Annotated in this window: 13 protein-coding genes; 11 read left to right on the forward strand and 2 right to left on the reverse strand. The window is 28.9% G+C overall.

Annotation, left to right across the window (positions count from 1 at the left end):
• Positions 1-126: 126 nt before the first annotated feature.
• From V6U76_RS02775 to V6U76_RS02795, 5 genes are all read left to right on the forward strand, one after another.
• Positions 127-270 (forward strand): hypothetical protein, encoded by a 144-nt coding sequence (locus tag V6U76_RS02775; RefSeq protein ID WP_333023497.1) that lies wholly within the window; start codon positions 127-129, stop codon positions 268-270.
• Between the two features lie 31 nt (positions 271-301).
• On the forward strand, positions 302-547 hold the full coding sequence (locus tag V6U76_RS02780) for a GNAT family N-acetyltransferase (protein WP_333023498.1): 246 nt from the start codon (positions 302-304) through the stop codon (positions 545-547).
• 156 nt (positions 548-703) lie between these two features.
• Positions 704-943, forward strand: coding sequence for a hypothetical protein (locus V6U76_RS02785; protein ID WP_333023499.1), 240 nt, complete (start codon positions 704-706; stop codon positions 941-943).
• A gap of 242 nt (positions 944-1,185) precedes the next feature.
• Positions 1,186-1,569: a hypothetical protein gene (locus V6U76_RS02790; RefSeq protein WP_333023500.1), complete on the forward strand. Its 384-nt coding sequence runs from the start codon at positions 1,186-1,188 to the stop codon at positions 1,567-1,569.
• A gap of 50 nt (positions 1,570-1,619) precedes the next feature.
• On the forward strand, positions 1,620-1,931 hold the full coding sequence (locus V6U76_RS02795; protein ID WP_333023501.1) for a hypothetical protein: 312 nt from the start codon (positions 1,620-1,622) through the stop codon (positions 1,929-1,931).
• Positions 1,932-3,035: 1,104 nt separating this feature from the next.
• Here the strand turns inward: V6U76_RS02795 and V6U76_RS02800 are convergent.
• Entirely contained in the window at positions 3,036-5,612 is a 2,577-nt protein-coding gene (locus V6U76_RS02800; RefSeq protein ID WP_333023502.1) for a hypothetical protein, read from the reverse strand.
• Between the two features lie 245 nt (positions 5,613-5,857).
• Between V6U76_RS02800 and V6U76_RS02805 the strand changes: the two genes are divergently transcribed.
• The 6 genes from V6U76_RS02805 (at position 5,858) to pth (ending at position 9,872) form a co-directional block, all read left to right on the forward strand.
• Positions 5,858-7,153 (forward strand): molecular chaperone DnaJ, encoded by a 1,296-nt coding sequence (locus tag V6U76_RS02805; protein WP_333023503.1) that lies wholly within the window; start codon positions 5,858-5,860, stop codon positions 7,151-7,153.
• A gap of 39 nt (positions 7,154-7,192) precedes the next feature.
• Positions 7,193-7,825: an endonuclease III gene (nth, locus tag V6U76_RS02810; RefSeq protein ID WP_333023504.1), complete on the forward strand. Its 633-nt coding sequence runs from the start codon at positions 7,193-7,195 to the stop codon at positions 7,823-7,825.
• A gap of 144 nt (positions 7,826-7,969) precedes the next feature.
• Positions 7,970-8,191, forward strand: a complete 222-nt coding sequence (locus tag V6U76_RS02815) for a BolA/IbaG family iron-sulfur metabolism protein (RefSeq protein WP_333023505.1) — start codon at positions 7,970-7,972, stop codon at positions 8,189-8,191.
• Positions 8,192-8,211: 20 nt separating this feature from the next.
• Positions 8,212-8,553, forward strand: coding sequence for a Grx4 family monothiol glutaredoxin (grxD, locus tag V6U76_RS02820; RefSeq protein ID WP_333023506.1), 342 nt, complete (start codon positions 8,212-8,214; stop codon positions 8,551-8,553).
• Between the two features lie 166 nt (positions 8,554-8,719).
• On the forward strand, positions 8,720-9,325 hold the full coding sequence (locus tag V6U76_RS02825) for a 50S ribosomal protein L25/general stress protein Ctc (RefSeq protein ID WP_333023507.1): 606 nt from the start codon (positions 8,720-8,722) through the stop codon (positions 9,323-9,325).
• 1 nt (position 9,326) lies between these two features.
• Positions 9,327-9,872 carry an aminoacyl-tRNA hydrolase gene (pth, locus tag V6U76_RS02830; protein WP_333023508.1) on the forward strand — a complete coding sequence of 182 codons (546 nt, stop codon included), beginning with the start codon at positions 9,327-9,329 and terminating at the stop codon, positions 9,870-9,872.
• A gap of 81 nt (positions 9,873-9,953) precedes the next feature.
• Here pth and V6U76_RS02835 read toward each other — a convergent pair whose 3' ends face one another.
• Positions 9,954-10,760, reverse strand: coding sequence for a DsbA family protein (locus V6U76_RS02835; protein ID WP_408647415.1), 807 nt, complete (start codon positions 10,758-10,760; stop codon positions 9,954-9,956).
• Positions 10,761-11,258: the final 498 nt, after the last annotated feature.

Consider the following 11,258-nt stretch of genomic DNA (forward strand, 5'->3'; position numbering starts at 1 on the left):
TTCCCATTTTTAATAACTATTCTTTTCTATCTTTGAGTAAATACTTTCAAAATTAAGCTAGATAACCTTTTAAACAAATCATTATTTTATAGAGATTTTGAGTTTCATGATGATGACATAAAGGTTTTGTACAATTCACTTAAGTCTTGGTATGAGAAAAACGTATATCCTATTTTAAAGCAACTAAATGATGAAAATAAAAATGATATAAAGAAAATAGCTGAGTTAAAAATAAAAGAATTAGAATGGCTGAAACAACAACTTATTTAATATGATATCTTAGACTATTAATCCTGAACAATTGTATAGTTTAATTAGTGTACTATATGCACATGTTGATAATCAAAATACTTTTATAGCTAATTTTATGTCTTTGTGTAATAACAGCGGTTATAAAGTTGTTGGTAAATACGTAGTTAATAAGCTTGTTGCTATCTTAGGGTATAGGTTGCTCTATAAGTTTGCGTTTGGAAAATATATTTATATTGATGATTTAATCACTCTGCCTGAGTATCGGTCAAAAGGCTATGGACATCAATTGATTTGATAGATTAAAAGAGAAAGTAAGAGGATCTGTTATAATCAAATTCACCTCGACGTGAATGTGAATAACCATTTAGGTTTAAAATTTAATTTTAATAATGGATTTCAAGCTAAGGCATACCATTTGGCATGTCAAGTCTAATGTAACATGAGGTATTATATGGTACAAATAAATCGTTTAATCAGTAATGCTAACTATGTTAATTTGCTTATTGCTGACTTTATTTCAAGTTTGGGAGACTGGATGGTAATACCTATTATCTCCTCATTATTTATTTATAACATTGATTTACCCTCGCAAACGCTTGCTGTTGTTGCAATCGTTATGGCAGCTCCAAGCGTCTTTTTTGGTTCAATTGTAGGAGCATTAGTAGATAACAAAATCCAATACCTATTTTAATTTATTCTGATGTTTTCCGAGCAGTTTTATCTATTATTTTGTGTTTTTTAGCTGATAATTATAAGGCAGTCTTATTACTACTATTCTTAGAAGAAATATGCCGTTGTTTTTTCTTACCTTCTAGACAAATAGCTTTGAAATGTATGATTCTTAATGACTAATCGCTAAAAGCATCAAGATTTTTGTATACCTAAAATCAATTTGCAAAAATTACTGGTCCTGCATTTAGCTGGCTGTTAATCTTGTATTATAATGTAAAATCTCTGTTTATTATAAATGCCTTCACTTTTCTAGTGTCTGCATGCTTTATAAAAGCTATCAGCTTGCCTGTAAAAGCTACAGAGATCAAGCTACCTAATAATAAGATTAGTAATTTAACCTTTATATATAAAAAGCTAATAAGTGTTGGTAATAAAATTAAAAGTAATAAATTTTTAAGTGTTGTTATTATCAACAGTGCGTTAAGATTTGCCATAATATTTATATTCGATTTTTATATAATAGTTTTAAATAAGTTTATGAATTTTAGTGCATCAATATATGCAGTAGCAATAAGTGCTATAGGCGTGGGCAGTGTTGTTGGTTCAGTAGTAGTTATGTTACCCGCTTTAGATATATATCATTAATTTCTGTTGGACAAATCTTTGGCGGGTTATTATTATTTCTTTTAGGGTCATTGGCTTTTTATCAGGTAAATTTATCTGTATATTTTTATATATTAATATGGTTTTTATTTGGAATAACAGGAGTGCTTATTAATGTACCATACGCTGGCTTATTACAGACAGAAGTTAAACAAGAAGTTATTGTCTCAGTTTCTGCCTTCAGTGAATCTATCCAAAACTTTTTCATGATTGTATCTCCTCTAATTGGTGCCTTATTAATCAATTTTATTACGATTGATATAATGTTTTTATTAGTTGGTTTATTATTAGTGTTTCTAGGACTATCATTAATAATAAATAATCAAAGATTATTGACTAAGTGATTTTTTTAGTGTTAAAAGACATGAGAGGTCTTTTTTACCATAAGGTATCCAATAATCATAAGCTCAAGTTAAAGAAATTGGCAAAAGTGTGAGGGAGGCATGTCGGGTTAGTGATTCAATCGCTTTTTTGAAAAAATTATCTTAATCCTTATGTGTTTTGTTAACATACCATTTTATGTTGGATTCAAAGAAGACTAAACTATTGGCTGTTTTATGTCTTCCACTTTTTCTAGCTTTGTACCAGGCTTTAAAGTATTATACAACGCATAACTCACACAAGGTAATCCAACAACCACTGTTTTTCATGATATACAATGCGACACCGCTTGCCAATAACAATGCACCAACAACACCAGCTACAATTGGTTGAATTGATGATTTTTAGTCTGCGGAGTTTTCTTTGTTATCAAAATATAGTTCAGCGGAAGATGAGCTGTCAGCTCTATAAACGGAAGAGTTTGCTCTACAGTAGTTGAATCATTTTGCGCTTCTCTGCTGCTTTCACATATAGGTTGAAGGTCTTCACTTTCATATAATTTGGTGTTAGTTTCTGTAGCTTTATCAATTGCGTAAGTAGTACCTTTATTTATTACACTATATTTACATACTTCATGTATTCCTTAATCTTTAGCTGTAGTAGTTTTATCTGTTACAACAGTGGGCTGATGCTCAAGTACTATTAATAAAGTCCGTAATTCATATAATGAAAAAGATTAATATTTTAAGACTTAGAGGTTGTCTACAAACTACTATAATAGGTAAGAAAAACGTGATATGAACAGTATTAAAAATGTGAGATTAAGATGTACTCGAGTAGATATAAAGAATGGGAAATTTTGCAGCCATATTTCGAGACAAAAAAGACAGGTAGACCGAGAAAACACGATACTAGGATAATGCCGGTAATATATGTAATGAGGGCAGGTTGTCAATAGAGGAAATTACCTAAAAATTTTCAGCCATGGAAGACAATTTATAGCTGGAATACACGTAAATTAGCTCATTCTTAAGTTTGCAGTACCTTCTCAGCTTCTTCCATAACATACTGAAAGACTTGAGTTATAATACAGCTACTCTGTGGTAGCTGTATTATAAACATAAGTACTATATAAAATTATGATCTGCACCATAGTTTTGAAAGATTTCTTCACCTAAACCATTTATTAAGTAAGAATCATGTTTACCATATGGATCAGAAATCTGTATATTTTCTGATGTTTCTAAGCTAAATCCATTTGTGTTTGAAAGTAAATCATAATTTAAATCATCTATTTTACTTATAATATTTATTAACTTTCCTTGATTATCAGTTATGACCAAATCATAATCATCATCAAGCTTCATAATTTTTAGAGATATCTTATCTTTAGGTAGTACTATAAGCTTTTTTGTACTACTATCATGAATTATGAATTTACCGTTCTCAAAATAATATTTTTCTTCTGGCAGAACACCAATTTTATATCCTGATTCGTGTAACTTATTCCAGAATTTTAAAACAGATTGTCTTTCTGTTCCTTCTGCTCTATCATATAAAGCTTTTATATCATTATACTCTATAGTTACATTTGCTTTATGCTTTCCACTTATATTCTGATCACGACTTTCTTCTATTTTTAAAATAGTATTTTTGAAAACTGTTCGTTCTTGTTCTTCATCTTCAAGAGATGTCGTTCTCTTCGATCTTGATATGCTTTGAATTGAAGCTTGAGATTGCATCTCATCTCTTCTATCTAGTCCTCTTAATGAATTTTGTGATGTAGATATATCACTTTCTTCTACTTCAGGTTTACTACCACTTGACCACCAATTAGATACACTACTAGACACATTATTATAGATATTACTTGCAGCTTTAGCAATAATACCAGGAGTGCCATATTTTCCCATATCTCGTGTATCACTCTCTTGATCGCGGTGTTCTTGACTTACTTGCTCATTTGGATTATGATCAGTACTTGAAATGTGGCCTTCATCATGTTGAATATTATTCACATTATTTTCTGCCACTGAATTATCTTTTACCCATTTTTGAAATCCCTCACCAGTTTTAATTTTTTCTTGTTCACTTTTATAAATATCTTCCATCATTTTTTTTAAGTAAAAACGACCATTCAAGGTTTTTCTATCTTCAGTTGCTGCATAAAGTAAATTATCAATAAAATTTGGATATGTTTGTTCAATATATGCTATTACTGCTGCACCTGTCTTATAAGGGTCAATATCTCCTTTAATAATCTCTTTTAAAGTCTTTCCCTTATACTTATCATCAACCATTTTTGCAAAATCTGCCACTCTTTCTCCTTCTGTTAAATGTGTAACATATTCAGCAAGCCCTTCCATCAAAACTTTACCAAGATCGAGTTTAGAAGTTAAATAAAAAGTTAAAGCATGGACAAATTCGTGTTTTATGACATAATTATAGTCATTGTAATCTGACTTTCCATCGTGATTAAAGTCACCTCTACTATTTTCAGCATGAGAATACATGTTGCTAATGTAATTGTTATCTGAAGACTGGGCAGCACCACCACCTGGTATATAAATATCACGGCCATCACTTAAATAGTTCTGATAGCTTCCTTTATCTGGAAATAAGAAAAGTCTAAAATTTGCAACATCTCCATGTGTGAGAAGTGGATTATTATCTTTCTTTATACCAAAGAATGTATTGAATGTTTTCACAGTAGCTTCCAGTTCTTTTAGAAGACCCTCATTATTTTCAATCCTCCTTGAATCATTATCAAGGTCTTCAAAATTTTTATCCTGAAATAAATCAATATTTAAATTAAATTCATCGCTTGAAGATTGTGTACCATCTTCAGTAACTTTTATATTTATTCTACCTTGAAATGTTAACCCTGTTTTTTCCTCATGATTGTCGCTAGACCTCTTTTCTTCTTGTATCTTAACTAACCCTTTGAATTCATCCTCTGTTGGAGGTGTTATATTATATTTATTATATATTTCCTTAATTTGATTAATATTCATACTAGTATGTACGAGTTCTTCAGAGATTTTTTCGTACAATACATGATTTTCTTCGTCAGTATATCCTCTATTCTTTTGATCATTAAACCATTCTTTCATGCCTCCATTAGGGATTTTTTCCAATAAGTCCTTAACTTCTTGTCTTTTAATAAGATTTAAAGATTGTCTGATTGATTGCTCATTCACACCTTTTTCAAGATTTTTAAAAATATAATTTGCAACATGTTGTGCATATAAAAATCCATAATATGCATCAGAGTCTACAATATAATTTTGATCAATATGGTGATCGACCAAATCTGCTTTCGTAAATAAAGCCTGAACTTTGATGTTTTCAGCAATATATCCGTGATCCTGATTTTTTACAGTATTTGTTTTATAATCTACATAATCTTTTGTATCTTCTGGTACAAGTTTAAGCAATTCATCCACCTTAAATAAGGGAACACCTTTTTTACGACAAAAATCGTTAACTTCTTGAATAGTAAAAGGTTTATGAATCATTTTTTCAGAAATTTCGTTGTATAATAAATTAAATTGTGGTACTGAAAAATCCCTGTGAGCTACTTTTTCACAAATTAATTTATAAAAAGCGTGATCATTTGTAATTTTCACATCTTCAACAGATTCAGTTCCAGATCTACCTGTTTGATTTATGGCATCTTGTATCACTCTTGTGTTCTTAGACATAATATATACTCCTTTCTTAATTATTACTTTTAAAATTCTATATTAATAGCTTAATAGAATAGTAAAGTAATCTCTCTAAAAAAGGGTAAATTTTTATATTAGTATAACTTGTATTTTAAGAAAAGTGCTAAGATTATTAACATAATATTTTTATAAGTTTTTTACAAAAATTAGTAAACATAAAAAAGCTTTACAAATCTATATCTTATCATTAGCATGAATGCATATTTATATAGCAGTATATTATGCCTGAACATTATACTTTCACTCAACATGAATTTGATGAATGCGCTTCTGAATTTAAAATATTAGAAATAAATTCTGAAGATGTTGTAAATAAGAATCACGAATTTCTCAGAAAATTTTTAAGAGGTCAATACCATAAGTTGGCACTCGTAAATCACCTTGATAAAGGTGGAGATAGAGAAAGGTTTGATCGAATATATAAAGCCTATAAAAGCTTAGAGCAATATATTGAGCCATTAAAGTCAGGAAATTCTTGTAAAAAAATTGATTTTCATGCTGAAAGCAATGGATTTCTAAGTAAAAAAGAATTTCATTATAGATCTAAGTTATTTAATAAACTGAGGGTAAGTAAGGAAGATGCTGTAGGTAAGGATTTTAATGAATTAGTTGCTATACTAAAAAAAGATGGTTCATTTAAACAAGACCTAAAAAGCTATTATGAACTTAAAGCTCAAGTAGGTTGGATTTTGCAAGATCAAGATTTAGATTCTTTGAAGAAGAGTAAAAAAAGTGCAAAGTTAATGAAAGAGTTAAGTCAATATTTAGAAAAGCCAAGCGTACAATTATTCAATTATATTACTCCTCTAGAAAAGCAAAAAGATCTAATTAAAGAAGATAAAAATGCATTATCATTGAAATTTATAGAGCGTAAAGATCGTATGCTGTTCGTTAAAACAATAAGTTTTATCCCTTTAGCTCTATTAGCTATAATTACAATAGGTTGCTATTTTTCATGGTGGATCATAGCATTTAGCATAATTATTGAGAGTGTTGCTTATTTATTATGTTCTTTTTATATAAAGAAATATAAAAACTCAGATATTTCTACTGATGAATTTATGACTAAAATAAGCTATATGATGCTAGTTGATAAGTTTCTTATCAAATACCCTCTAGCTACTTTTTCTGTTTATTTAGTTACAACAAATTTCATTGCTAACGGATTAACTGTTGGTGGAGCTATACTTGGTTCACTGTTGTTATTGGCAGTATTAATTGAAACGTTAGCTCCTATTTTCTCAAAGGGCTCTGAAATATATGCTGAAAAGTACGCAAGAGATTTATTAGAAGAGGATCCAAAAGACAGAGTTCAAAAAGAAACTGATCTATTAAAATGGTATGACCTGCGCCAATTATTTATGCCACTTATTCTATCTTTTCTCAAGAAGTATGTTTTTAATGATCTAGAAAAAGAGTTATCTGAAAGAAATTTTGATTATGTAGATACTAATATGTCTGATCTGGATAGCATGCAGCAATTCGTTCCTACTGAAACAATTAACGGAGTTGAATAATACATGTTGAAGTAGTAGCATAACCTTTTAACTCTATTAATGGATATAAAGAAAGTAGAATTAATCTTTGAAAGGTTCAAACAATCGAACCCTATACCAAAAATAGAGCTAAATTATGTCAATCGCTTTACTTTGCTTATTGCAATAGTTCTTTCTGCACGAACAACTGATGTTAGCGTTAATAAAATCACAAAAGAGCTATTTAACATTGTTGATACCCCAGATAAAATGTTAAATTTAGGGCAAGATAAGTTAAAAAAGCACATAAGCAGCATAGGATTATATAACTCTAAAGCAAAAAACGTGATTGAGCTAAGCAAAATACTAATTGAGAAATATAGTAGCAAAGTTCCTACTGACTTTGATGATTTAATTTCTTTACCAGGAGTAGGAAGAAAGAGTGCCAATGTATTTCTAAATTCAGTACTTGGAATGAAAACTATAGCTGTTGATACTCATGTTTTTAGGGTTAGTAATAGGATTGGGCTTGTGGAAGAAAAAAATGTACTAAAAACAGAACAATCTCTTTTAAGAATTATACCAGATAAATATTTACTTTACGCTCATCACTGGTTGGTTTTACATGGTAGATATATCTGCAAAGCACAAAAACCTATGTGTGGTCAATGTATAATTAGCAATCTATGTGAATTTACTAATAAACTCCTTTAAAAATTGATAAAAAATATAAAGTATAAATAAAATTATGTTTATAGCGATTTTCAAAGGAAATGTAATATACAATTAAAGTGTTCTTGAAATATGTAATTTAATTTATTAGAATAATTATTTTGATAAGTGAAGTTATTTAATAGTATGCCAATAAAAATTTACGAGCTTGAAGAAATAATAAAAAAATCTTTTCCTGGTGCTGATATAGAAATCAAGGATCTTGCTGGTGATAATGATCATTATTATCTGAGAATAGTCTCTAAAAGTTTCAGTAATAAAACAAGGGTACAGCAAAATAAAATGGTATATCAGGTTTTAAATACTAAGAATATACATGCATTACAATTAGAAACTAGAGCTGAATAAAAAAATAAAGGGTAGAAATAATGTCTTCACAAAATATAAAAGAGCAAATAGAAAAAGATATAAGAGAAAATGATGTAGTGTTATATATGAAAGGCACTGCAAGCTTTCCACAATGTGGTTTTTCTGGAGTCGTAGTATCAATACTAAAGAAATTAAATGTAGAATTCAAAGGTGTTAATATTCTTGAAGACGATCAGTTACGTGAGGCGATAAAAGAATTTTCTGATTGGCCTACAATTCCACAACTTTATATAAAAGGAGAATTCATAGGTGGTTGTGATATTGCTAGAGAAATGTATGAAAGCGGAGAATTACAAAATTTATTAAAAGAAAAGGGAGTTGTTTCTACATCAGGTGAATGATAATAAGAATATAAAAACTTAGAAATAAAAAATTTATTTTGAGTTTTATGTTTTTCATTCTTCAGACTCTTTCTTAAGAAAAGAAATTTTACTTATCTAAAGAAGTTCTTGAGTTGAGTTTTTGTTTATGATAAATTAAAGTAAGTTATAGTTAATAAAGGTACAAATGGTGCAGCAAGAGATTGTTAATGTGAATGCGGAAATAAGAAATGTTCAAGGAAGTAAAGCAATGCTTTCTCTAAGAGCAAGTGGGTTAATACCCGCAGTCATATATGGTAAGGGTAGGGAAAGTATAAAATTAACATTGTTTAATAAAGAATTTACAAAAGAATATAAATCTGGTTCTCTGTCCACTCACTTAGTAGAGCTTGATATATCTGGTAAAAAAGAGTATGCAGTTGTTCGTGATATTCAATTACATGTTGTAAAAGATACTGTACAGCACGTCGATTTTCAATTTGTTAATAAAGATAGTGAAATAAAAGTAAACGTTCCGTTATCGTTTGTTAATGAAAATCAAGCACCTGGAATAAAATTAGGTGGTGTGTTAAATATTTTACATCGTTTTGTTCCTATAAGATGTTTTCCTAACAATATACCTCAATATATCGAAGTTGATCTTTCTGGTAAGGCTATCGGACAATCTATACATATTGATGATGTAAAGTTACCAGAAAATGTAAAACTTGCATCACGAGAAGAGAATTTTACTGTTGTTACCATTTCTGTAGTTAGTGATGATAATGAAGGAGTAGAGAAAGAAGCAGAATAGTGTGCATTTAATAATTGGGCTTGGTAATCCAGGTAGTAGATATGATGGTACTTATCATAATGTAGGGTTCTCTGTTATTGATTCTATTCACTTGTTTTGGCAGTTTTTAAGGTTTTCAGTAAAGAAAGGTAGTTTGTTTTCTTTTGGCAGTATTGAAGGTAATAAAGTCATGTTGCTAAAGCCTTATTCGTTTATGAATAACTCTGGTTCTCCTACAAAAAAAATATTGAATTTTTATAATGTTCCACTAAATAATGTTATTGTTATACATGATGATGCTGACCTGTCAGTTGGAAAAATAAAAATAAAAAGAGGAGGTAGTTCAGCTGGACATAATGGACTTAAGTCAATAGATAGCAGCATAGGTAATAACTACCTACGTATAAGGATAGGAATTGGGAGACCTGAAGCTCCAATTGACTTAGCGTGCTATGTTCTTTCAAAAATTCAGCACATTCATACTAATGAAATTAATCAATCGATAAACAATATAACAAAAAATATTAATTCCATATTATGCAACGAAGATTCGGGTTTCATTTTTTAAATTTTAAGTTATAAATTCTGATTATCAGATTGAACTTTAAACTTAAGCATTTTCATCTCGACTAAATCTTTCTTTATTTTCTCATGACAAAGTTTTGTTCAAGGAGTTTAATTCATCTACCTTATCGCGCAATATATTTAAGTCAGTAGCGCCAACAAATAGACTATTTCCTATTATTAAAGAAGGAGTACCTTCGATAGATAATTTTTTTGCTAAAAGTTTACTATCGTATATCATTTGATTAATTTTATCTTTATGTTTTTCCATTGATTTATAAAAATCATTCTTATTAACTCCAATACTTTCTACTATATTTAGTATTACTATATCAGAAAGCTCATCATTGCAACTTAGTAAAGAATTGTGAAAATCCAAATATTTACTACTATCAATAAAATATATAGCTAAAGCACTTTGAGCGGCTTTAAAAGAATACTTACCAAGTATTGGTATATCTCTAAATATGTATTTTATTTTACCATCATTAATAAGTTGCTGTACATCATTTTTAATACGTTTACAATAAACGCAAGAATAATCAAAGAATTCAATAACGATTACATTACTATTTTCATTGCCAAAATGTGGATAGAATAAGTTATGCAACTCATTTTTATGTTTTTCAATATTATCTTTTGTTTCTTTTTCCTTTAATGCTAGTCTATTTTTGATTAAATTGTCCTGTATATTATCTACAATTTTATCAATGTTTCTAGATATATAATCATCTAATTTCTTATCCAAATAACTATCATCTAATATATCACGTTCTTTTATGCTTTCTTTAGAATTTCGCATATAACCTGAAAGCCAATTATTTATTATTGGTAAACTTGCTACTAGTAATATCAGTGCTAACAATAAAAACATTCTAAGGGCATACTTCATAGTAAAGTTTTAATTCTTACATACTCCTCATATTTGTTCAACTTTATTAATACAACCATCTTAAGATAGTTGTAATTGATTTTCTGTATTAACATCAATCTTTTTCTTTTTTAGTAGAGATTGCACTATTTCTGAATAGCCTTTTATTCAATAACATAAAGTAAAGCACTAATACCGCGAGATTCTACTTGTATATACTAGCTTTATATCCAAGTAGAACTTGCCTACATTATGCAAGCAGATAGCGCAATACAAATGAGAGTTTCCTTAGTGGCATTAATGTCAATACCTTCATTAAGTAATTGATGAACTCCATCATAACAACTGTTATTAACTGCTTGAAATAAAAGTGTCTATTTTTTATTCATAGCTTATTCCTGTCATATTCAATATATATTATATTAATTTCTAAAGTTTATAGTATCTTAATACTTATGCTCTACTTTTTGTTTTGTAAGATAGTTAAAATCATATAATTTATATATGTTTAAAGATTTA

The organism is Wolbachia endosymbiont of Pentidionis agamae (assembly GCF_036711655.1).
Lineage (GTDB): Bacteria > Pseudomonadota > Alphaproteobacteria > Rickettsiales > Anaplasmataceae > JAZHPY01.

Coding starts and splice junctions, on each gene's coding strand:
- V6U76_RS02800 (WP_333023502.1), bottom strand. CDS start 5,612: ATGTCTAAGAACACAAGAGTGATACAAGATGCCATAAATCAAACAGGT.
- V6U76_RS02825 (WP_333023507.1), top strand. CDS start 8,720: ATGGTGCAGCAAGAGATTGTTAATGTGAATGCGGAAATAAGAAATGTT.
- grxD (WP_333023506.1), top strand. CDS start 8,212: ATGTCTTCACAAAATATAAAAGAGCAAATAGAAAAAGATATAAGAGAA.
- V6U76_RS02785 (WP_333023499.1), top strand. CDS start 704: ATGGTACAAATAAATCGTTTAATCAGTAATGCTAACTATGTTAATTTG.
- V6U76_RS02805 (WP_333023503.1), top strand. CDS start 5,858: ATGCCTGAACATTATACTTTCACTCAACATGAATTTGATGAATGCGCT.
- nth (WP_333023504.1), top strand. CDS start 7,193: ATGGATATAAAGAAAGTAGAATTAATCTTTGAAAGGTTCAAACAATCG.
- V6U76_RS02815 (WP_333023505.1), top strand. CDS start 7,970: ATGCCAATAAAAATTTACGAGCTTGAAGAAATAATAAAAAAATCTTTT.
- V6U76_RS02835 (WP_408647415.1), bottom strand. CDS start 10,760: ATGAAGTATGCCCTTAGAATGTTTTTATTGTTAGCACTGATATTACTA.